Below are 21,963 nucleotides of genomic sequence, written 5' to 3'. Positions count from 1 at the left end.
AATACGAACAGGCGAGAACAATAATGCAAACATCCAAACCGGCACTCGAGCTTCTCACCAGCGACGCCATCTACCGGGAGAACCCGACGGCGTTATTCCACCAACTGTGCGGCGCCCGTCCGGCCACCCTGCTGCTGGAATCGGCTGACATCGACAGCAAAGATGACTTAAAAAGCCTGCTGCTGGTCGACAGCGCGCTGCGCATCACTGCCCTCGGTGACACTGTCACCATTCAGGCCCTCTCCGCCAACGGCGCCGCGCTGCTGGAGCTGCTGGACGGCGCGCTGCCCTCCGGGATCGCCAATCAGCGCCAGCCCAACGGCCGCATCCTGACCTTCCCGGCGGTCAGCTCCCTGCTCGATGAAGACGCCCGCCTCTGCTCGCTGTCAGTGTTTGACGCCTTCCGTCTCCTGCAGGAGCTGGTGACCGTCCCGGCCAACGAGCGTGAAGCGATGTTCTTCGGCGGCCTGTTCGCCTATGACCTGGTGGCCGGCTTTGAAGATCTGCCGCCGCTGCAGAGCGACACCGCCTGCCCGGACTACTGTTTCTATCTGGCGGAGACCCTGCTGGTCATCGACCATCAGACCAAGCATACCCGCATTCAGGCGAGCCTGTTCACGCCGCTGGAGAGTGAAAAACAGCGCCTGGAGCAGCGCCTGAGCCAGCTGCGCCAGCAGCTGAACGAGCCGCCGCTGCCGCTGCCGGTCACCACCGTGGCCGAAATGCGCTGCGACGTTGACCAGAGCGATGAAGAGTACGGCGCGGTGGTGCGGAAAATGCAGCGCGCGATCCGCGCCGGGGAAATCTTCCAGGTGGTCCCTTCCCGCCGCTTCTCGCTGCCCTGCCCGTCGCCGCTGGCCGCCTATGATGTGCTGAAGAAGAGTAACCCCAGCCCGTATATGTTCTTTATGCAGGACAACGATTTCACCCTGTTCGGCGCCTCGCCGGAGAGCTCGCTGAAATACGATGCCGTCAGCCGTCAGATTGAGATCTACCCCATCGCCGGCACCCGGCCGCGCGGCCGCCGCGCCGACGGTTCGCTGGATCGCGATCTCGACAGCCGTATCGAACTGGAAATGCGCACCGATCACAAAGAGCTTTCCGAGCACCTGATGCTGGTGGACCTGGCGCGCAACGATCTGGCCCGCATCTGCACCCCGGGCAGCCGCTATGTCGCCGATTTAACCAAGGTTGACCGTTACTCCTTTGTCATGCATCTGGTCTCCCGGGTGGTGGGTGAACTGCGTCAGGATCTTGATGTGCTGCACGCCTACCGCGCCTGCATGAACATGGGCACTCTCAGCGGCGCGCCGAAGGTTCGCGCCATGCAGCTGATTGCCGCCGCCGAAGGTAAACGACGCGGCAGCTACGGCGGCGCGGTGGGCTATTTCACCGCCCACGGCGACCTCGACACCTGCATCGTCATCCGTTCCGCCTACGTGCAGGAGGGTATCGCTACCGTCCAGGCCGGAGCCGGCATTGTGCTCGACTCGGTTCCCCAGTCGGAAGCGGATGAGACCCGAAATAAAGCCCGCGCGGTGCTGCGCGCCATTGCCCAGGCCCATCACGCGAAGGAGATTTTCTGATGGCTGACATTCTGCTGCTCGATAATATCGATTCTTTCACCTATAACCTGGCAGACCAGCTGCGCGCCAACGGCCATAACGTGGTGATTTACCGTAACTCCGTTCCGGCGCAGGCGCTGATTGAGCGTCTGGGCACCATGGACAACCCGGTGCTGATGCTCTCCCCTGGCCCGGGTACGCCAAGCGAAGCCGGCTGCATGCCGGAATTGCTGACCCGCATGCGGGGCAAGCTGCCGATCATCGGCATCTGCCTCGGCCACCAGGCCATTGTCGAAGCCTACGGCGGCTATGTCGGCCAGGCGGGCGAGATCCTCCATGGCAAAGCCTCCAGCATTGAGCACGACGGCCAGGCGATGTTTGCCGGTCTGGCTAACCCGCTGCCGGTGGCGCGCTACCACTCGCTGGTCGGCAGCAATATTCCCGCCGGGCTGACGATTAACGCCAATTTCAACGGCATGGTGATGGCGGTGCGTCACGATGCGGACCGGGTGTGCGGCTTCCAGTTCCACCCGGAATCGATCCTCACCACCCAGGGCGCGCGACTGCTGGAGCAGACTCTGGCCTGGGCGCTGCAGAAGCTGGAGCATACCAACACCCTCCAGCCGATCCTGGAGAAACTGTACCAGGCGGAAACCCTGAGTCAGCAGGAGAGCCACCAGCTGTTCTCCGCCGTGGTGCGCGGCGAAGTGAAGCCTGAACAGCTGGCCGCCGCGCTGGTCAGCATGAAAGTGCGCGGCGAGCAGCCGCAGGAAATTGCCGGCGCCGCCACCGCGCTACTGGAAAACGCCGCGCCGTTCCCGCGCCCGGACTATCTGTTTGCCGACATCGTCGGCACCGGTGGCGACGGCAGTAACAGCATTAATATCTCCACCGCCAGCGCGTTTGTCGCCGCCGCCTGTGGATTGAAAGTGGCGAAGCACGGCAACCGCAGCGTCTCCAGTAAATCAGGCTCTTCCGACCTGCTGGCGGCCTTCGGCATTAATCTCGATATGAACGCCGATAAATCCCGCGCGGCGCTCGATGAGCTGGGCGTCTGCTTCCTGTTCGCGCCCAAGTATCACACCGGTTTCCGCCACGCGATGCCGGTCCGTCAGCAGTTGAAGACCCGTACCCTGTTTAATGTGCTGGGACCGCTGATCAACCCGGCGCATCCGCCGCTGGCGCTGATTGGCGTCTACAGCCCGGAGCTGGTGTTGCCGATTGCGGAAACCCTGCGCGTACTCGGTTATCAGCGCGCGGCCGTGGTGCACAGCGGCGGGATGGATGAAGTCTCGCTGCATGCGCCCACGGTGGTCGCCGAGCTGCATGCCGGAGAAATCAAAAGCTATCAGCTGAACGCCGACGACTTCGGCCTGACGCCTTACCATCAGGCGCAGCTGGCGGGCGGTACGCCGGAAGAAAACCGTGACATTCTGACGCGCTTGCTACAAGGTAAAGGTGAAGCCGCTCACGAAGCCGCCGTCGCCGCCAACGTCGCCATGTTGATGCGTTTACACGGGCATGAAGATCTGAAAGCTAACGCTCAGCAGGTACTGGATGTGCTGCACAGCGGCGCGGCCTATGACAGAGTGACCGCCTTAGCGGCAAGAGGGTAAAGAATGCAGACCGTTTTAGCAAAAATCGTTGCCGACAAAGCGATTTGGGTGGAAGCCCGCAAACAACAACAACCGTTAGCCAGTTTTCAGAATGAGGTCGTCCCGACGCAGCGCAATTTCTATGACGCGCTGGCCGGCACCCGCACCGCGTTTATTCTCGAGTGCAAAAAGGCCTCGCCGTCGAAGGGGTTGATTCGCGAAGATTTCGATCCGGCGGCGATCGCCAGCATCTACAAACACTACGCCTCGGCGATCTCGGTGCTGTGTGATGAGAAATATTTCCAGGGCAGCTTCGATTTTCTGCCGATCGTCAGCAAGGTCGCGCCGCAGCCGATCCTGTGTAAGGACTTCACCATCGACCCTTACCAGATCTACCTGGCGCGCTACTATCAGGCCGACGCCTGCCTGCTGATGCTCTCGGTGCTCGACGATGAACAGTATCGTCAGCTCTCCGCGGTGGCTCACAGCCTGAATATGGGCGTGCTGACCGAAGTCAGCAACGAAGAGGAGCTGGAGCGCGCCATCGCTCTGAAGGCGAAGGTGGTGGGCATTAACAACCGCGACCTGCGCGATATGTCGATTGACCTTAACCGCACCCGTCAGCTGGCGGCGCGTCTCGGCCCGGATGTCACGGTGATCAGCGAATCCGGCATCCATACCTATGCCGAAGTGCGTGAGCTGAGCCACTTCGCCAACGGCTTCCTGATCGGCTCCGCCCTGATGGAGCAGGCGGATCTGGAAGCGGCGGTCAAACGCGTGCTGCTCGGCGAGAACAAAGTGTGCGGCCTGACGCGCCCACAGGATGCCCAGGTGGCCTGGGAGTCCGGCGCCATTTACGGCGGCCTGATCTTCGTCCCGACCTCGCCGCGGGCGGTAAATGATGCCCAGGCCAAAGCGGTGATCGCCGCCGCGCCGCTGCAGTACGTCGGCGTCTTCCGCAATGCGCCGCTGGACGAGGTGGTCGCCCGCGCCCAGGCCCTGGGGCTGGCCGCCGTGCAGCTGCACGGTGATGAAGACCAGGCCTATATCGACGCGCTGCGCGACGCCCTCGCGGATAACGTCCGCATCTGGAAGGCGTTGAGCGTTGGCGAAACCTTGCCGGCCCGTACACTCCGCCATGTCGATAAGTATCTGCTCGACAACGGCCAGGGCGGCAGCGGCCAGCGTTTTGACTGGAGCCTGCTGCAGGGCCAGGATCTGCGCAACGTTATGTTGGCCGGCGGCCTCGGCGCCGATAACTGTGTGGAAGCGGCCAAAAGCGGCTGTGCCGGACTCGATTTCAATTCAGGCGTAGAGTCGCAACCCGGGATTAAAGACGCCAGCAAGCTGGCCTCCGTTTTCCAGACGCTGCGCGCATATTAAGGAGCAATAATGAGCACTTTACTGAACCCCTACTTCGGCGAATTCGGCGGCATGTATGTGCCGCAGATCCTGATGCCCGCCCTGCGCCAGCTGGAAGAAGCCTTTGTCAGCGCGCAGAAGGACCCGGCCTTTCAGGCGGAATTCACCGACCTGCTGAAAAACTACGCCGGTCGTCCGACGGCCCTGACCAAATGCCGGAACCTGACCGAAGGGACCCGCACCACCCTGTACCTGAAACGCGAAGATCTGCTGCACGGCGGCGCGCACAAAACCAACCAGGTACTGGGCCAGGCTCTGCTGGCCAAACGGATGGGCAAAACCGAAATTATCGCCGAGACCGGCGCCGGCCAGCACGGCGTCGCCTCAGCGCTGGCCAGCGCCCTGCTCGGCCTGAAATGCCGTATCTACATGGGCGCTAAGGACGTCGAGCGCCAGTCGCCGAACGTCTTCCGTATGCGCCTGATGGGCGCCGAAGTGATCCCGGTGCACAGCGGTTCCGCCACGCTGAAAGATGCCTGTAACGAGGCGCTGCGCGACTGGTCCGGCAGCTACGAGAAGGCGCACTATATGCTGGGCACCGCCGCCGGTCCGCACCCGTTCCCAACCATCGTGCGTGAATTCCAGCGCATGATTGGCGAAGAGACCAAAGCGCAGATCCTCGAAAAAGAGGGACGCCTGCCGGACGCGGTGATCGCCTGCGTCGGCGGCGGGTCAAACGCCATCGGCATGTTCGCTGATTTTATCGAGGAAACCCACGTCGGCCTGATCGGCGTAGAGCCTGCCGGGCACGGTATCGAAAGCGGGGAGCACGGCGCGCCGCTGAAGCATGGTCGCGTTGGGATCTACTTCGGCATGAAGTCGCCGATGATGCAAACCGCCGACGGCCAGATCGAGGAATCTTACTCCATTTCCGCCGGGCTGGACTTCCCGTCCGTTGGGCCGCAGCACGCGTTTCTGAACAGCACCGGGCGCGCCGACTATGTGTCGATCACCGACGACGAAGCGCTGGACGCGTTCAAAGCGCTCTCCCGCCACGAAGGGATCATCCCGGCGCTGGAGTCCTCGCACGCCCTGGCCCACGCGCTGAAGATGATGCGCGAAAACCCGGAAAAAGAGCAGCTGCTGGTGGTTAACCTCTCCGGCCGCGGCGATAAAGACATTTTCACCGTACACGACATCCTGAAAGCGCGAGGGGAAATCTGATGGAACGCTATGAGACGCTGTTTGCCCAACTAAAAAACCGCCAGGAAGGCGCCTTCGTCCCCTTTGTGACCCTTGGCGATCCGGGACCGGAGCAGTCGCTGAAAATTATCGATGCGTTGATCGAAGGCGGCGCCGATGCCCTTGAGCTGGGGATCCCCTTCTCCGACCCGCTGGCGGACGGCCCGACCATCCAGGGCGCGGCCCTGCGCGCCTTCGCCGCGGGGGTGACCCCGGCGCAGTGCTTTGAGATGCTGGCGGCGATCCGCCAGAAGCATCCGACGATCCCAATCGGCCTGCTGATGTACGCCAACCTCGTCTTCAGCCCGGGTATCGATGAGTTCTATGCCCAGTGCGCCCGCGTCGGCGTCGACTCGGTGCTGGTCGCCGACGTGCCGGTGGAAGAGTCCGCCCCGTTCCGCCAGGCGGCGATGCGCCATAACATCGCGCCGATTTTCATCTGCCCGCCCAATGCGGATGACGATTTACTGCGCCAGATTGCCTCATATGGCCGCGGCTACACCTATCTGCTGTCGCGCGCCGGGGTGACGGGTGCGGAAAATCGCGCTGCGCTGCCGCTGCACCATCTGGTGGAGAAGCTGGCGGAATATCACGCCGCGCCGCCGCTGCAGGGCTTTGGCATCTCCGCGCCGGAGCAGGTGAGCGCCGCCATTGACGCCGGCGCCGCCGGGGCGATCTCCGGTTCCGCCATCGTCAAAATCATCGAACGCCATCTTGATGAGCCGCAGGCCATGCTCGACGAGCTGAAAGCCTTCGTCCAGAGCCTGAAGGCGGCGACCAAAACCGCCTGACCGTCAGCCGCCTGGCCTTGCGCCGGGCGGCGATTTCCTCGCGTTCTCTCCCCCTCCACGTCATCTTGCACGCCTGCACATCAGACTGAACGATGATCGACACCTTGACGCCAGGCGATGCGCTTTAACGTGGAAATTGATGGCGGGCGGATACCGAAGATTTGCACCATGTTGAAAGTAAAAATATCGCTCTCCCTGGTACAGGAGAGCGATAGGTCAGGCAATCAATATTGCCCGTATATCATTGACGTTGGTTAACGTTGGGCCGGTCATTACCAGGTCATCGAGCGCATGAAAATAGCTATAGCTATCGTGTGCATCAAGATAACTAGCCGCATTTAGACCACCCATTTTGCCGCGTGTTAGCGTGTCCGGGAATACCAGCGCACCTGCTGCATCTTCCGTTCCGTCGATACCATCACTGTCGCCAGCGATTGCCCATATACCGCTTTCTCCCTGCAACGCACAGGCCAGACTGAGCGCAAATTCAGTATTACGCCCCCCTTTCCCGTGCTGACCCTGACTTACCGTCACGGTGGTTTCGCCCCCCGACAATAGCACTGCCGGACCGGAAACCGGATGACCATATTGCTTCACGGATTTCGCAATCCCGGCCATAACAATGGCCACTTCACGACTTTCGCCTTCTAACGCATCGCCGAGAATAAGCGGCGTCAGTCCGTGTCTGCACGCAGCCAGCGCGGCAGCCTGCAAAGCCAGCTGCGGCGTGGCAATGAGTTTTACTTCGCTGTTCACTGCGCTTTCAACCGGGCCTGCCGGCTGGCTTAGCAGTTTATGAACAGGTTCCGGGGTCTGAATACCGTAGCGCTGAAGTACCCGAAGCGCATCAAGCGGCGTGCTGTCATCGGCGACAGTAGGACCTGATGCCACATCTGCCGGGTTATCCCCCGGCACATCGCTGATAATCAGTGACACAATACGGGCCGGTTGCGCCATTCTTGCCAGCTTGCCGCCTTTCACCGCGGAGAGATGACGACGTACCAGATTCATCTCTTTGATATTGGCACCGCTGTGCAGTAGCGCGCGGGTAATGGCCTGCTTATCTTTCAATATTAATCCTGGTGCGGGCAGCGCCATCAACGCCGAACCGCCACCGGAAATGAGCGCCAGCACCAGGTCATCAGAGGTCAATCCGCGCAGCGCTTCCACAATCAGCATTGCGGCAACTTCGCTCATCGAATCCGATACCGGATGAGCAGCCTCGATAATGCGGATGCGACCAGCAGGCACCGCGTAACCGTAACGCGTCACCACCACGCCAGACACATCCACATCCGGCCAGGCTGCATCCACAGCCGCTGCCATTGCCGCCGAGGCTTTACCGGCACCGATTACCACGCAGCGGCCACGCGGTTTTTCCGGCAGGTTAGACAGGATCGCAGGCCCGGCTCGGGCGCTGTCGACAGCATGCTGAAAAATATCCTGCAGGATCTCTGCAGGCTGTTCATTTATCATGGTTATACGGTCTCGGCGATATTTGCTCTGGCTTCAATAAATTCCACTACAGCGCGGGTGACGTCCGCGGTACTGGCCGTTCCACCGACATCTGGCGTCAGAATGCCTTTCTCACAAACATATTCGATACTTTCCATAATCATCGCCGCGGCGTTACGCTCTCCCAGATGTTCAAGCATCTGTACCGCAGTCCAGAAGGTTGCTATCGGGTTAGCAATGCCTTTGCCGGTGATATCAAAAGCTGAACCATGGATAGGTTCGAACATGGAAGGGAAGCGGCGTTCCGGATCGATATTGGCGGTCGGCGCTACGCCCAGACTGCCCGCCAGCGCGCCGGCCAGATCGGAAAGGATATCGGCATGCAAATTGGTGGCAACGATGGTATCCAGGGTCTGGGGATGCAGCGTCATGCGGTGCGTCATCGCATCGACCAGCATCTTGTCCCACTGCACATCCGGGAATTCCTGCGCCACCTCGGCGGCAATCTCATCCCACATCACCATTCCGTGGCGCTGGGCGTTGGATTTAGTCACCACGGTCAGCAGTTTACGTGGACGAGACTGCGCCAGTCTGAAGGCATAGCGCATAATGCGAGTAACCCCGACGCGGGTGAAGATGGCCACCTCGGTGCCGACTTCTTCCGGTAAGCCACGGTGTGCACGGCCGCCGTTACCGGAATACTCACCTTCGGAGTTTTCGCGCACAATCACCCAGTCAAGATCGCCGGGCCCGCGGTTGCGCAGCGGTGAGGTGACACCCGGCAGGATTTTGGTTGGACGCACGTTGGCGTACTGGTCAAACCCCTGGCAAATTGGCAGGCGCAGACCCCAGAGTGTGATGTGGTCAGGGACATCCGGTGCGCCCACCGCGCCGAAGTAAATGGCATCAAATTTTTTTAGTGTGTTCAGCCCTTCTTCCGGCATCATCACGCCATGTTTTTTGTAATAGTCCGACCCCCAGTCAAAGGTCTCCACATCAAACTTCAGCTGCGGATCGTGGCGTGTCAGTGCATGCAGCACTTCAACACCTGCCGAGATGACTTCAGGACCAATACCGTCGGCAGGTATGGCGGCAATTTTATAGTTACGCATAGTAAATTCTCCGGTTAATGAGTATGAGGATGAGTGAGTTCTGCCGTTTGCGGTTTACCCGCCCTGGCAGAAAGGATCAGGACAATGAGGGCCGAAATAGCCAGCAGTCCGGCGACAAAGTACAGGCCCCAGGTGTAGCTACCGGTCTGCTCGCGGATCACGCCAATCATCATCGGGCCGACAAAGCCGCCCAGATTGCCGATGGAGTTAATCGTGGCAATACCCGCGGCCGCAGCCGGGCCGCTGAGGAACACGGTAGGCATACTCCAAAGGGGCGGTTTCGAGGCGCTGATGCCTGCGGTGACCAGGGTTAAGGCAACAATCACGGTAAACAGTGTGCTGACGTTACCGGCGTAAATCAGACCGGCTGCTGCCAGCAGGCAGGCACCAATCACATGCCAGCTGCGCTCTCTGGTGCGGTCAGAATGCCGCGCCCACAGGATCATGGCGATGACGCCGATGACCGCCGGGAAGGCGTTGAGGAAGCCAATCTCCAGTGAGGTAGCACCGAAGCTGCGGATGATTTGCGGGGACCAGATGCCAAGTGTGTACAAGCCGGCAGAAGTACCGAAATAGACCAGCGCCAGAGCCAGTACCCGCTTATCCGCCAGTCCTTTCCATGCGCTGCTGTGGTTCTGTTTTGCCGCCCGGGCCAGCTCCTCGGCCTGCATGGTGTTTTCCAGCCATGCACGCTCTTCGTCAGTCAGCCATTTGGCTTTGGCCGGACGATCGGTAAGAAAGAACAGAACCACAACGCCGAGTATCAGCGCTGGCAAGGCTTCCAGCACAAACATCCACTGCCAGCCGGCGTAGCCGAGAAAGCCATGCATCTCCAGCAGGGCGGCAGAAACAGGCGATCCCAATGCTGTAGAGAGCGGGGCTGCGGCCATAAAGATGGCGGTAACCTGCGCGCGTCTGGCTGCCGGGAACCAATAACTGAGATAAAGGATAATTCCCGGGAAGAAACCGGCTTCCGCTACACCGAGTAGAAAACGCAGAATGTAGAAGCTCGTCGTACCCTGCACAAAAGCCATGCAGCCAGAGACCAGGCCCCAGGTGATCATGACGCGGGCAATCCAGATGCGGGCGCCTACTTTATGGAGAATTAAGTTTGACGGCACCTCAAACAGAAAGTACCCCAGGAAGAAGATGCCGGCGCCCAGCCCAAAAACGGTGGGTGAAAAACCCAGATCCTGATTCATGGTCAGGGCGGCAAAGCCAATGTTGACACGGTCGAGGAAGGCAATGAAGTACAGCAGCATGATGAAAGGAATAATGCGCAGGGTAACCTTGCGCATCACCTTCTTTTCGAGGTCGTTTTTCATGACGGATGCTCCATAGTGATGTAGGGTTGTTATCGTTTTGTAATAAACCCAGTATGAAGTTTTGAACCGCTTTATCATCGGCATGGCTTTATATAAATAATTTGCATAATCAGGTTTTGGTGAAAAAATGGATATAAATCAGCTACGTTGCTTTGTGGTATTGGGTGATGAGCTTCACTTCGGCCGTGCTGCCCGTAAACTTGAAATGATGCCTGCGTCACTGAGTCGCTTCATCAAACTGCTGGAAGATGATTTGGGGATAAGACTACTGAATCGATCGACCCGCAATGTGTCGCTAACGCCTGAAGGTGCCGCCTTTTTAAATGAGGCCAAAACGGTCATTGCTGATTTCGATGCGCTACGGCAGCGATTCCGTAAAAATAGCCTGTTGCAGAAAAGGACGTTGCGGATCGGAGCTATCGATAGCGCAGCCAAAGGATTACTTCCTGAACTGCTTAATCTTTTCGTCAGGCGTTTTCCGGAGGCAGACATTCATCTTACGGAAGATAAATCTCACAAACTTATCCCCCGACTCATTTCAGGATGGCTGGATGTGGTCTTTGTACGTCCGCCGGAACATATTGATGCCACGCTGACAACACGTTTTATCGCCAATGAAACCTGCGTGCTCGCCGTGCCCGCTAACCACCGCCTGGTCAGTTATGACGAAGTCAGTATCGATGACTTCCGACACGAGCCGGTTATCGTGCCGGAAAGAGGCACCCGGCGTCACAGCCATGACCTGACAATGAATATTTTCAAGGAGGGTGGCAGCATGCCTGTCATCGCGCAGTATGCCGAAGAGAAGCAGACTATCCTGAGTTTTGTTGCCGCTGGACTGGGCATTGCTCTGGTGCCTGCGTCATATAAAGATATGAATGCGGACGGCGTGAAATACCTTAAGCTCGCGCCCAAAAAACATATCGAAGGCCTTCCCCTCAGCGCGATGTGGCATCAGGGAAATAACACTATCTATTTGCGATCCCTACTGGAGATACTTTCCGACAACATCGACGAGCTGATCCGTGATTTGTGACGGAAAAAGATGATTGTTGCGCCGGGGCGGCAACACGCGAGAATTTAGTTCGGTTGCTTACAGGCGAGCCCCTGGGCTTCCAGTTTCTTCACCTGGCGACTGACGGTGGTGTTATCGCGCCCTAAATGATCCGCCAGCTCACCCCCCCACCGGGCCATGACGCCCTACCGCCATCAGCAGAGGAAACAGCATCTGTTCCAGCTGGATGCCGGCCGCCTGGAGGATCTGCTCATCGCGCACCGGCTGGTTCATCACGCTGATGATATCCAGCAGCACACGGTCTTTACCCTTGGATAAAAATCGCTCCCGCACAAAAGATGGGGTTGATATCTTAAATGAGAAATATTATCTTTCTCATTACTGAATAGTTGAGTAAATAACTCAGGTATTCAGTACGACATTGCTCACATTGCTTCCAGTATTTTTGCCCGCACTTGTGCGGGCTTTTTTTTTACTCACAACACACCTCACGCATCAGCTGCCGCAGCCGGCGGTCAAGCCGCAGGGGCTGCTGGGCGTGATGTCCTCCGGCCAGGGCAGTCTGACGAACAATCTCGGCGGCCAGCGGGAGCTCTACCGCGGAAGTAAAGCCGCGCTGAATATGTTCATGCGCAGCTTCGCCGCTCGCCCCACCTCGGCCTCCCACCCGCTGGTAGTGATGGCTCCGGGATGGATCCGCACCGAGCTCGGCGGGGCCGACATCCCCCTGACCATCGAAGAGACCATCCCACGCCTGGTGAACGTCCTGCTCGACAAGCAGCGGCGCCCGGGACTGAAGTATCTGGCTTACCAGGGCCGCACGGTGCCCTGGTAAGCCCGCCGGGACGCCTGCCTCCGGGCGTCCTCCGGCGTCCGCCCGGCGTCATTGATCCCAGGTCACCACGCCATGTACCGCTTTGTCCCGCCGCCTTTGCCGAGCTAACCCGCCTTTTTTGTTCAAAATTTATGAAATTTGTAAACGGTGGTGAAGAAATCAGTTTAAACGTCAACTTTTCTGTGTAAATATTAAGGCGAATGATAACTATTCTTTTTATCATTTATAGAGTCACGCCGGGTCAGCGCAAGCCAGACGACGAATAACGTCGCTTTTGCGCGGCGTGATATGTGCGAATAACAAAAAATAAGCCTGCATTTATCATGGAAAAAAACGCTTCTCTGCCGTTTGGCAGTTTCAACTCATTGGCATTGTTTACGGGTCTGTGTCTGGGGGCCGCGCCGGCAACCGGCATGGCAGCGGAAAAATCAGTCAAAAATAATGAAGAGACGCTGGTGGTGGAAGCCGCCCCGCCTTCGCTTTATTCTCCCGGGGCCTCCGCCGATCCCAAGTTTAATAAACCGCTGGTGGATACCACTCGCACCATCACCGTGATCCCCGAACAGGTCATTAAAGATCAGGGCGTCACCAACCTGACTGACGCCCTCAAGAACGTCCCTGGCGTCGGGGCGTTTTACGCCGGGGAGAATGGCAGCTCAACCACCGGGGACGCCATCTTTATGCGCGGCGTGGACACCTCCAACAGTATTTATGTGGACGGCATTCGCGATATCGGCAGCGTGACGCGGGATACCTTCAATACCCAGCAGGTGGAAGTCATCAAAGGGCCCGCCGGCACGGACTATGGCCGCAGCGCCCCCTCCGGCTCGATCAATATGATCAGCAAACAGCCGCGTCTTGACTCCGGGATCGACGGTTCGGCCAGCATCGGCAGCGCCTGGTCGCGCCGGGGTACCCTTGATCTTAACCAGGCCTTCGGCGACAACGCCGCGTTTCGCCTCAACCTGATGGGCGAAAAAACCCACGACGCCGGCCGGGATAAAATTGAGAACGAGCGCTACGGCATCGCTCCGTCGCTGGCCTTTGGCCTCGATACGCCCACCCGTCTGTATCTGAACTATCTCCACGTCCGGCAGAACAACACCCCGGATGGCGGGATCCCCACCGTCGGCCTGCCGGGCTATTCGGCGCCTTCGCCGAAGTATGCCGCGCTCAATTCCGCCGGTAAGGTCAATACCAGCAATTTCTATGGCACCGACTCCGATTACGATAAATCCACCACCGACAGCGGCACCCTGCGCTTCGAACACGATCTGACGGACAATACCACCGTGCGCAATACCACCCGCTGGTCGCGGGTGAAGCAGGAGTATCTCCTGACTGCGGTGATGGGCGGCGCGAGCAATATCACCGCCCCCGACATCAATGACGTCAACACCTGGAGCTGGTCACGGCTGGTTAATACCAAAGATGTCAGCAACCGCATTCTGACCAACCAGACCAATATCACCTCGACCTTCAATACCGGCTCGATAGGCCATGACGTCAGCGCCGGCGTGGAGTTTACCCGGGAAAACCAGACCAACTATGGCGTCAACGCCCTGACCGCCCCGGCGGTGAATCTCTACCATCCGGTGAGCAACCTGTCGATTGGCGGGCTGGACAGAAACGGAGCGAATGCCAACGGCCAGACTGATACCTTCGGGATTTATGCCTTCGATACGCTGACGCTGACCGAACGGATTGAGGTCAACGGCGGGCTACGTCTCGACAATTATCATACCAAATATGACAGCGCCACCGCCTGCGGCGGCAGCGGACGCGGGGCTGTCGCCTGCCCGCCAGGACAGTCGACCGGCAGCCCGGTCACCACAGTCGATACCGCCAAATCCGGTAACCTGGTTAACTGGAAGGCCGGGGCGCTGTATCGCTTAACCGAGCAGGGCAATATCTACGTCAACTATGCCATCTCGCAGCAACCGCCGGGAGGCAGCAGCTTCGCGCTGGCCGCCAGCGGCAGCGGCAACAGCGCCAACCGGACCGACTTTAAACCGCAGAAGGCGAAATCCAGCGAACTGGGCACCAAGTGGCAGATCCTGGACAAACGCCTGCTGCTCAGCGCGGCGTTATTCCGTACCGATATTGAAAACGAAGTGGCCGCTAACGATGACGGAACCTGGTCGCAATACGGCAAAAAGCGCGTGGAGGGGTATGAGCTCTCCGCGACCGGGAACCTGACCCCGGACTGGACGATCATCGCCGGCTACACCCAGCAGCATGCCAAGGTGACGGAGGGGCAGAATGTGGCGCAGGATGGCTCTTCCGCGCTGGCCTACACCCCAAAACATGCCTTTACGCTGTGGACGCAGTATCAGGCCACCAGCGATTTGTCCGTCGGCGGCGGCGTGCGCTATGTCGGAAGCCTGCGCCGGGGCAGCGATGGCGCGGTCGGTACCCCGGATCACACCGAGGGCTACTGGGTCGCCGACGCCAAACTGGGCTATCGGGTCAACAGCAACCTCGATCTGCAGCTCAATATGTACAACCTGTTTGATACCGATTACGTGGCTTCCATCAACAAGAGCGGCTATCGCTATCATCCGGGCGAACCCCGTACCTTTATGCTGACGGCGAACGTCCATTTCTGAGTCTGTACGTGGGGCCATCGCGCCCCACCTTTTTGAGAGGACACCGCAATGATGTATCACATTCCTGACGTGCTAACGGCGGACCAGGTGGCTGAATATGCCCGCCTGCTGGCGCAGGCCGAATGGGTTGACGGGCGGGTTACCGTCGGCAGCCAGGGGGCGACCGTCAAACAAAACCAGCAGATCGATACCCGCACGCCGCTGTACGCCCGTCTGCAGGGCGCCGTACTCGACGCGCTGCGCGGCCATCCGCAGTTTTTTTCCGCCGCGCTGCCGCGGACGATTTCCGCACCGTTGTTTAATCGCTACGGGCCGGGGGAGACCTACGGCTTTCATGTCGATGGCGCGGTGCGTCAGAACGGCGAAGCGGGCTGGATGCGGACCGATTTATCGGCGACGCTGTTTCTCTGCGAACCGGAAAGCTATGAGGGGGGCGAACTGGTCATTGAAGACACCTATGGCCAGCATTGGGTGAAGCTCCCGGCCGGGCATCTGGTGCTCTATCCCGCCAGCAGCCTGCACTGCGTCACCCCGGTCACCCGCGGCGTACGCCAGGCCTCTTTCCTGTGGATCCAGTCGATGGTCCGCGACGATAAGCAGCGCGCGATGCTCTACGACCTGGACCGCACGATCCAGTCGCTCAAAACGCGCTTTGGCGACGGAGAAGAGGTGCTCTCCCTGCTCAATATGTATCACAACCTGCTGCGCCAGTGGACGGAAGTGTGATCCGCAGGCGAAGGGGTATCGCAGGGAGGAGTGAGGAGGCAACAAACTGGCCGTCCGCTGGCCAGTTTGCAGCAGGCGTTAGAACCGATAGCCTGCGGAGAACATAAACACCCACGGATCCAGGCGGGTGCTGACTTTCTGGTCCACGCCGCCGGCTTTGAATTTCACATCGGTGTCGATATCCATGTACCACACCGACATATTCAGCAGCCAGTCACGGTTAATCAGGTAATCGAGGCCGACCTGCCCCGCCGCGCCCCAGGAGTCCTTCAGGCTCAGATCGGAAAGCCCGGCCGCCTTGCCGTTATCGTTAAAGTCTTCATTAAAGAAGGTGGTGTAGTTAATCCCCGCCCCCACGTAAGGGCGCACCTTGCTTTGCGCATCGCCAAAGTACCACTGCGCCATCAGGGTGGGTGGCAACTGATGGACGGTGGCGATGGTGCCGGTGGGCCCGGTACCAACCTTATGGCGGAACGGCGTTGCCGCCAGCAGTTCCACGCCGATGTTATCGGTCGCCATATAGGTAAAGGTTAAACCCAACTGAGTGTTGTTACTGACGTTGAAACCGCCCAGGCTGCCTAACACATTGTCAGAGCCCTCCGTCGGTCGGACGGTGGCGGTCCCGGCGCGAATGAAAAATTCACCCGCTTCATGCGCCCAGACGCTGCCGGTGGAAAGAGTGCTTAGAATTAATGCCGCCGCTGCTAACTTCTTCATGTCCACTTCCTCATTATGGTTTTTCAGCGCGGCCAAATATACCTATAACGAGTTACGTTTGATCTGTTTTAGATCACACTAAAACCTTAGATTTAACATTTATTGATCCAGATTAATTTTTGATACCGATCGCAATACGCTGAATCCTTCACACATCAATTTTCACTTTTCGCGAAAAAAATTATTTCTGCCCCTCTTGCCGCCGCTGAGGCGGCTGGATAAGTTAACTGCCGACAATCTGTGTTGATGCGTTTTTTTCAGGTGTAATTATGAGTGAAATCAACCCGTGCATGACGTGCGGTGCCTGTTGTGCGTATTTTCGTGTCTCTTTCTACTGGGCGGAAGCCGACGATGCGGGCGGCCTGGTGCCCTCCGCGCTGACCGAGCCGCTAACCCCTTTCCTGCGCTGCATGAGCGGCACCAACCAACGCCAGGGCCGCTGCGCGGCGCTATCGGGCGAAATCGGCGACGCCGTCCACTGCACTATCTATGAAAACCGTCCCTCGCCATGTCGCGAATTCGCCATGTCCGGGGAAGATGGCGAGGAAAACGACGCCTGCAACCGGGCGCGAGCGCGCTATGGCCTGCCGCCATTGCGGCCTCTTTACAAAGATATACCTGCCCTGACCGGCGCAGAGAGTGCTACGACGGAACGATTTGCGGTACAATCGCCGGCTAGTTAACACCTGCGACACTCAAGGAGAATGCATGTCTATCACGGCGAAGTCCGTCTACCGTGACACCGGGAATTTTTTTCGTAATCAGTTCATTACCATTTTGCTGATTGCGCTGTTGTGCGCGTTCATTACGGTAGTACTTGGCCATGCCTTTTCACCCAGCGACGAGCAGCTGTCGATACTCAGCGAAGGCGACAACCTCGCCGGTAGCGCAGGCCTGTTCGAACTGGTGCAGAATATGACGCCGGAGCAGCAGCAGGTTCTGCTGCGCGCCTCGGCGGCATCGACCTTCTCGGGTCTGGTGGGCAATGCGATCCTCGCCGGCGGCGTCCTGCTGCTCATCCAGCTGGTCTCTGCCGGTCATCGCGTCAGCGCTCTGCGCGCTATCGGCGCCTCGGCGCCGGTGCTGCCGAAGCTGCTGCTGTTGATCCTCTTCACCACCTTCCTGGTGCAGATGGGGATGATGTTAGTGCTGGTGCCCGGCGTCCTGTTGGCCATTGTGCTGGCCTTTGCGCCGATCATGCTGGTGCAGGACAAAATGGGCATCCTCAGCGCCATGCGCAGCAGCATGCGTCTGGCCTGGGCCAATTTGCGGCTGGTGGCGCCGGCCATTATCGGCTGGCTGGTGGCGAAAACCCTGCTGCTGCTGTTCGCTTCCAGCTTTGCCGTGCTGACGCCGAACGTCGGCGCGGTGGTCATCAACACCATCAGCAACCTGATTTCCGCCCTGTTGCTGATCTATTTATTCCGCGTGTATATGCTTATCCGTAGCTAATTTTAACCTGGACCGGGGAATTTCCCGGTCCGTCCTGACAGACGGGATCGATGTATGAAGCAGTTTCTGGATTTTTTACCGCTGGTGGTCTTCTTCGCCTTCTACAAGCTTTACGATATCTACGCCGCTACCACGGCGCTGATTGTGGCGACCGCCATCGTGCTGATCTACAGCTGGGTGCGCTACCGTAAAATCGAAAAAATGGCGCTGATCACCTTCGTGCTGGTGGCCGTCTTCGGCGGATTAACGCTCTTCTTCCACAATGATGAGTTTATTAAATGGAAGGTGACGGTGATCTATGCGCTGTTCGCCGGCGCGCTGCTGTTCAGCCAGTGGGTAATGAAAAAGCCGCTTATCCAGCGCATGCTGGGTAAAGAGCTGACCCTGCCGCAGCAGGTCTGGTCGCGTCTAAACCTGGCGTGGGCGGCGTTTTTTATCCTCTGTGGGCTGGCTAATATCTATATCGCCTTCTGGTTGCCGCAGAATATCTGGGTTAACTTTAAGGTCTTCGGTTTAACCGCTCTCACGCTGGTCTTTACCTTGCTGAGCGGGATCTACATCTACCGCCATATGCCGCAGGACGACCACCACTAATTCCCAGGCAGCCTGCGCCCGCCTCCGCGGGCGCTATCCCCTATTCTCTCTCCGCCGTTTTCATAGTAGCATCCCGCTGATCGTCTTTGACCACAACAGAGTAGAGCATGACAACAACAGATCTCGCCCCGAAGGGCGAAATGGTTTTACGCACCCTGGCAATGCCGGCGGATACTAATGCCAACGGGGATATTTTTGGCGGCTGGCTGATGTCGCAGATGGATATCGGTGGCGCCATTATGGCCAAAGAGATCGCCCAGGGTCGCGTGGTGACCGTGCGCGTGGATGGGATGACCTTTTTACGCCCGGTGGCCGTCGGCGACGTGGTGTGCTGCTATGCCCGCTGCGTGAAGCGCGGCAATACCTCGGTGACCATTAACATCGAAGTGTGGGTGAAAAAAGTCTCTTCAGAACCAATTGGCCAGCGCTACAAGGCGACGGAAGCGCTGTTTATCTACGTTGCCGTCGATAATCAGGGTAAACCACGCCCTCTGCCGGCGGAATAAGATGGCGCCCGGCTAACCGGGCACCTGGCTTAGAGAAAGCCCAGCAGCGAGAAGAAGAAGTAGCCGATGACAATTACGATCACCGGCAGCACGTACAGCGGGAAATACTGCACCAGGATCGTATGTCGCGGCACCACAATGCGTTCGGCGAGCTGCTCGCGAGTTAACCCTTCCGCGCCTTTCGCCTGCTCGAGGATCAGCTGATCCTCAATCCCCTCGCGGAGAAATTTCGCCTGCCGCGCCATCCGCGCGCCGGAGGCCTGCAGCGCCATACCGACGAACACCAGAATGAAGATAATCCAGAAGCCGATGTTCAGGCTGTGGTGAAAATCCGGCAGCGGTGAGTTGTACCAGAAAAAGTTCAGGAACGGCGTGTTAAAGCGCATCATCTCAATCATGACGTGCGCAAAATCCATCATTACCGCGTCAATGCCGGGTTTCTTTTCACTGTGCTCATACATAAATTTGAGGACAGAAATCAGCGTCGACAGCACGGCGGGAATAAAGATGACCCATCCCAAAATACGTTTGATGACCGCAATGCGTCCAGCTTGTTGGTACGTCATGAGTTCCCCTTGTTAAAGACGCGTTTGTGGTTCGCCTGCCGCCCGTTGTGTGGCGCAGGCGCTCCTCGCTTACCCGAATGTGTCGGGTATAAGTCTATCTTCCACGGCGAATTTCGCCCAATAACGCGCGGTATGATATACCATGAATGCCGATTCGTTTATCTGATTACGCAACAGGAGAAGGACATATGTCAGCGAAGCGCCGCATTGAGGCTGCGATTTTTGATATGGACGGGTTGCTGATTGACTCTGAGCCGCTTTGGGATCAGGCGGAGGTCGAGGTCATGGAGAGCCTGGGGGTGGATACCCGCCGCCGCGATGAACTGCCCGACCTGCTGGGTCTGCGAATCGACCTGGTGGTGGATCTGTGGTACGCGCAGCAGCCGTGGCGCGGCGTGGACCGCGCGGAAGCCACCGCGCGCATTATCCGTCGCGCCATCGAACTGGTGGAAGCCTCACGTCCGCTGCTGCCGGGGGTGCGCGAGGCCGTGGCCCTGTGTAAAGCCCAGGGGTTGAAGGTTGGGCTGGCCTCAGCCTCGCCGCTGATGATGCTGGAGAAAGTGCTCAATATGTTCGAGCTGCGCGATCAGTTTGATGCCCTCGCCTCGGCGGAGCATCTGCCCTGGAGCAAACCGCACCCGCAGGTGTATCTCAACTGCGCCGCCGCCCTCGGGGTCGACCCACAGCGCTGTGTCGCGCTGGAGGACTCGGTCAACGGCATGATCGCCAGCAAAGCTGCGCGCATGCGCGCTATCGTGGTGCCGGAAGCGGAGAACAGCCGCGACCCGCGCTTTGTGCTGGCGGACGTCAAGCTGCCGTCACTGCAGGCCCTGACCGTCGAGGCGCTGCTCGGGTAACGCCGCTGGCGGCTGACGCGAACGCCGTCACGCCGCCGGCAATAAAATCAAAACATCGTTTCATTTTAATTGTAATTTTGTTTTCCTGCCTCTATGCTGGGCACAGGTGGCGTCATCGTACGCCTGAAGATCAGCACGCAGAGGTGAATATGGTACTGAACGCCTTCGACCTGACGGGTAAGGTCGCCATCGTGACCGGTTGCGATACCGGCCTGGGACAGGGAATGACGCTGGGCCTGGCGCAGGCCGGATGCGATATCGTCGGCATCAACCGCAAAATTCCCCACGACACGGCCGCGCAGGTTGAGGCGCTGGGCCGCCGCTTTCATGCCATTCAGGCGGATCTCAGCCATCAGGATGATATGACCGTTCTGGTCGACCAGGCGGTGGCGGCGATGGGCCGGGTCGATATTCTGGTTAACAACGCCGGGATTATCCGCCGCCATGACGCCCTGACCTTCACGGAAAGCGACTGGGACGCGGTGATCGATCTGAATTTGAAAGCGGTTTTCTTCCTCTGCCAGGCGGTCGCCAGGCAGTTCATTCGCCAGGGTGAAGGCGGGAAAATTATTAACATCGCCTCGATGCTCTCGTTTCAGGGCGGGATCCGCGTCCCCTCTTATACCGCCTCGAAAAGCGGCGTGCTGGGCCTGACCCGCCTGCTGGCCAACGAATGGGCTGGTCAGGGTATCAACGTCAACGCCATTGCGCCCGGGTATATGGCCACTAATAACACCCAGGCGCTGCGCGAAGATGAAGAGCGTAACCAGGCAATCCTTGAGCGTATCCCCGCCGGTCGCTGGGGGGTGCCGGGTGACCTGCAGGGGCCGGCGGTGTTTCTCGCCTCGTCCGCCGCCGACTATATTCATGGCTATACCCTGGCCGTCGACGGCGGATGGCTGGCGCGCTGAGAATTTGTGACAAAGAGTTACACCGTCACCTCTTCCGTGCACTGTATAAAAACCCTATACTGTATGAATCGACAGTTTAGGGTGTGTTATCATGACGGCGGAAGGCCATCTCTTCTTTTCAATCGCCTGCGCAGTATTTGCCAAAAACGCAGAGTTAACGCCGGTGCTGGCGCAGGGCGACTGGTGGCATATTGTGCCCTCCGCGGTCTTGACCTGCCTGCTGCCGGACATCGATCACCCAAAGTCGTTTCTTGGCCAGCGGCTGAGCTGGATCTCCAGGCCCGTGGCGCGGGCCTTTGGTCACCGCGGCTTCACCCACAGCCTGCTGGCAGTGTTTGGCGCGCTGACGCTATTCTACCTCAAGGTGCCTGACAGCTGGATTGTCCCGGCGGACGCCCTCCAGGGCCTGGTGCTGGGCTATCTCAGCCACATTCTCGCCGATATGCTCACCCCCGCCGGAGTGCCGCTGCTATGGCCCTGTCGCTGGCGCTTCCGGCTGCCGATCCTTGCGCCGCGCAAAGGCAACCAGCTGGAGCGCGCCTTATGCATGGCGCTATTCGTCTATGCCGTCTGGATGCCGCAGACGCTGGCGGACAACAGCGCGATACGCTGGTCTTCCGGGGTGATTAATTCCCTGCAGATCACCTTCAATCGCTTCATAAGTCACCAGAGTGGGCGATAAACCGGCAGAAAACGCCATTTGGTTATAACCCATTCCATTTGAATAT

At 58.8% G+C, this 21,963-nt stretch carries 20 protein-coding genes and 2 pseudogenes; 16 read left to right on the top strand and 6 right to left on the bottom strand.

Annotated elements, in window-relative coordinates; genetic code table 11:
* Window positions 1–23 precede the first annotated feature (23 nt).
* Genes ABLV52_RS14530 through trpA form a run of 5 tightly spaced genes read left to right on the top strand, consistent with a single transcriptional unit; the run spans window position 24 to window position 6,555 of the window.
* Window positions 24–1,586 (top strand): anthranilate synthase component 1, encoded by a 1,563-nt coding sequence (locus ABLV52_RS14530; protein WP_023289326.1) that lies wholly within the window; start codon window positions 24–26, stop codon window positions 1,584–1,586.
* Window positions 1,586–3,181: a bifunctional anthranilate synthase glutamate amidotransferase component TrpG/anthranilate phosphoribosyltransferase TrpD gene (trpD, locus tag ABLV52_RS14525; RefSeq protein WP_348890542.1), complete on the top strand. Its 1,596-nt coding sequence runs from the start codon at window positions 1,586–1,588 to the stop codon at window positions 3,179–3,181. Before ABLV52_RS14530 ends, trpD begins: the two co-directional genes overlap by 1 nt.
* 3 nt (window positions 3,182–3,184) lie before the next feature.
* Window positions 3,185–4,543, top strand: a complete 1,359-nt coding sequence (trpCF, locus tag ABLV52_RS14520) for a bifunctional indole-3-glycerol-phosphate synthase TrpC/phosphoribosylanthranilate isomerase TrpF (protein ID WP_023289324.1) — start codon at window positions 3,185–3,187, stop codon at window positions 4,541–4,543.
* Between the two features lie 9 nt (window positions 4,544–4,552).
* Window positions 4,553–5,746 carry a tryptophan synthase subunit beta gene (trpB, locus tag ABLV52_RS14515; protein ID WP_032452535.1) on the top strand — a complete coding sequence of 398 codons (1,194 nt, stop codon included), beginning with the start codon at window positions 4,553–4,555 and terminating at the stop codon, window positions 5,744–5,746.
* The gene (gene trpA / locus ABLV52_RS14510; protein WP_023289322.1) at window positions 5,746–6,555 is read left to right on the top strand and encodes a tryptophan synthase subunit alpha; all 810 of its coding nucleotides are present in this window, start codon (window positions 5,746–5,748) and stop codon (window positions 6,553–6,555) included. The genes trpB and trpA overlap by 1 nt, the downstream gene beginning before the upstream one ends.
* A 216-nt stretch (window positions 6,556–6,771) precedes the next feature.
* On the opposite strand, the gene ABLV52_RS14505 is transcribed toward trpA, so the two are convergent.
* The 3 genes from ABLV52_RS14505 to ABLV52_RS14495 are packed head-to-tail and all read right to left on the bottom strand — an operon-like array spanning window position 6,772 to window position 10,447.
* Complete coding sequence (locus ABLV52_RS14505) at window positions 6,772–8,031, bottom strand: glycerate kinase (protein ID WP_080819743.1); 1,260 nt, start codon at window positions 8,029–8,031, stop codon at window positions 6,772–6,774.
* Window positions 8,032–8,033: 2 nt separating this feature from the next.
* Complete coding sequence (locus ABLV52_RS14500; RefSeq protein WP_004203857.1) at window positions 8,034–9,122, bottom strand: tartrate dehydrogenase; 1,089 nt, start codon at window positions 9,120–9,122, stop codon at window positions 8,034–8,036.
* Between the two features lie 14 nt (window positions 9,123–9,136).
* Window positions 9,137–10,447 (bottom strand): MFS transporter, encoded by a 1,311-nt coding sequence (locus ABLV52_RS14495; protein ID WP_004203856.1) that lies wholly within the window; start codon window positions 10,445–10,447, stop codon window positions 9,137–9,139.
* Between the two features lie 127 nt (window positions 10,448–10,574).
* Here ABLV52_RS14495 and ABLV52_RS14490 point away from each other — a divergent pair, with 127 nt between their 5' ends.
* The gene (locus ABLV52_RS14490) at window positions 10,575–11,483 is read left to right on the top strand and encodes a LysR family transcriptional regulator (protein WP_348890541.1); all 909 of its coding nucleotides are present in this window, start codon (window positions 10,575–10,577) and stop codon (window positions 11,481–11,483) included.
* Window positions 11,484–11,530: 47 nt separating this feature from the next.
* On the opposite strand, the pseudogene ABLV52_RS14485 reads toward ABLV52_RS14490, so the two are convergent.
* Window positions 11,531–11,795: pseudogene (locus ABLV52_RS14485) on the bottom strand (helix-turn-helix domain-containing protein); the annotation flags it as partial.
* A 178-nt stretch (window positions 11,796–11,973) separates the two neighbouring features.
* On the opposite strand from ABLV52_RS14485, the pseudogene ABLV52_RS14480 reads away from it, so the two are divergent.
* From ABLV52_RS14480 to ybiX, 3 genes and pseudogenes are all read left to right on the top strand, one after another.
* Window positions 11,974–12,297: pseudogene (locus ABLV52_RS14480) on the top strand (short-chain dehydrogenase); the annotation flags it as partial.
* Window positions 12,298–12,620: 323 nt separating this feature from the next.
* Window positions 12,621–14,906: a catecholate siderophore receptor Fiu gene (locus tag ABLV52_RS14475; RefSeq protein WP_348890540.1), complete on the top strand. Its 2,286-nt coding sequence runs from the start codon at window positions 12,621–12,623 to the stop codon at window positions 14,904–14,906.
* A 48-nt stretch (window positions 14,907–14,954) separates the two neighbouring features.
* Window positions 14,955–15,632: a PKHD-type hydroxylase YbiX gene (gene ybiX, locus ABLV52_RS14470; RefSeq protein WP_348890539.1), complete on the top strand. Its 678-nt coding sequence runs from the start codon at window positions 14,955–14,957 to the stop codon at window positions 15,630–15,632.
* Between the two features lie 78 nt (window positions 15,633–15,710).
* Here ybiX and ompW read toward each other — a convergent pair whose 3' ends face one another.
* The gene (gene ompW / locus ABLV52_RS14465) at window positions 15,711–16,349 is read right to left on the bottom strand and encodes an outer membrane protein OmpW (protein WP_023289313.1); all 639 of its coding nucleotides are present in this window, start codon (window positions 16,347–16,349) and stop codon (window positions 15,711–15,713) included.
* Window positions 16,350–16,618: 269 nt separating this feature from the next.
* On the opposite strand from ompW, the gene ABLV52_RS14460 reads away from it, so the two are divergent.
* The 4 genes from ABLV52_RS14460 to yciA all read left to right on the top strand — a co-directional run bounded on the left by ABLV52_RS14460 (window position 16,619) and on the right by yciA (window position 18,901).
* Window positions 16,619–17,032, top strand: coding sequence for a YkgJ family cysteine cluster protein (locus ABLV52_RS14460; RefSeq protein ID WP_023289312.1), 414 nt, complete (start codon window positions 16,619–16,621; stop codon window positions 17,030–17,032).
* A 25-nt stretch (window positions 17,033–17,057) separates the two neighbouring features.
* Window positions 17,058–17,801: a YciC family protein gene (locus tag ABLV52_RS14455; protein WP_023289311.1), complete on the top strand. Its 744-nt coding sequence runs from the start codon at window positions 17,058–17,060 to the stop codon at window positions 17,799–17,801.
* Window positions 17,802–17,855: 54 nt separating this feature from the next.
* A complete protein-coding gene (locus tag ABLV52_RS14450; RefSeq protein ID WP_004203842.1) occupies window positions 17,856–18,395 on the top strand; it encodes a septation protein A in 540 nt (179 codons plus the stop codon).
* Between the two features lie 107 nt (window positions 18,396–18,502).
* Complete coding sequence (gene yciA / locus ABLV52_RS14445; RefSeq protein WP_002901629.1) at window positions 18,503–18,901, top strand: acyl-CoA thioester hydrolase YciA; 399 nt, start codon at window positions 18,503–18,505, stop codon at window positions 18,899–18,901.
* A 29-nt stretch (window positions 18,902–18,930) separates the two neighbouring features.
* Here yciA and ABLV52_RS14440 read toward each other — a convergent pair whose 3' ends face one another.
* On the bottom strand, window positions 18,931–19,467 hold the full coding sequence (locus tag ABLV52_RS14440; RefSeq protein ID WP_023283571.1) for a YniB family protein: 537 nt from the start codon (window positions 19,465–19,467) through the stop codon (window positions 18,931–18,933).
* A 188-nt stretch (window positions 19,468–19,655) separates the two neighbouring features.
* On the opposite strand from ABLV52_RS14440, the gene hxpB reads away from it, so the two are divergent.
* The 3 genes from hxpB to ABLV52_RS14425 all read left to right on the top strand — a co-directional run bounded on the left by hxpB (window position 19,656) and on the right by ABLV52_RS14425 (window position 21,917).
* Window positions 19,656–20,324 (top strand): hexitol phosphatase HxpB, encoded by a 669-nt coding sequence (gene hxpB, locus ABLV52_RS14435; protein ID WP_102006181.1) that lies wholly within the window; start codon window positions 19,656–19,658, stop codon window positions 20,322–20,324.
* Window positions 20,325–20,473: 149 nt separating this feature from the next.
* A complete protein-coding gene (kduD, locus tag ABLV52_RS14430; protein WP_032452531.1) occupies window positions 20,474–21,235 on the top strand; it encodes a 2-dehydro-3-deoxy-D-gluconate 5-dehydrogenase KduD in 762 nt (253 codons plus the stop codon).
* 91 nt (window positions 21,236–21,326) lie between these two features.
* Window positions 21,327–21,917 carry a metal-dependent hydrolase gene (locus ABLV52_RS14425; RefSeq protein ID WP_023289309.1) on the top strand — a complete coding sequence of 197 codons (591 nt, stop codon included), beginning with the start codon at window positions 21,327–21,329 and terminating at the stop codon, window positions 21,915–21,917.
* The last annotated feature ends 46 nt before the right edge of the window (window positions 21,918–21,963 follow it).

The sequence above is a fragment of the Klebsiella sp. GB_Kp056 genome, from assembly GCF_040064755.1.
Taxonomy (GTDB): Bacteria; Pseudomonadota; Gammaproteobacteria; order Enterobacterales; family Enterobacteriaceae; genus Klebsiella; species Klebsiella quasipneumoniae.
The sequence above is the reverse complement of the archived record's forward strand: the minus strand, read 5'-3'. Positions and strand labels throughout refer to the sequence as shown.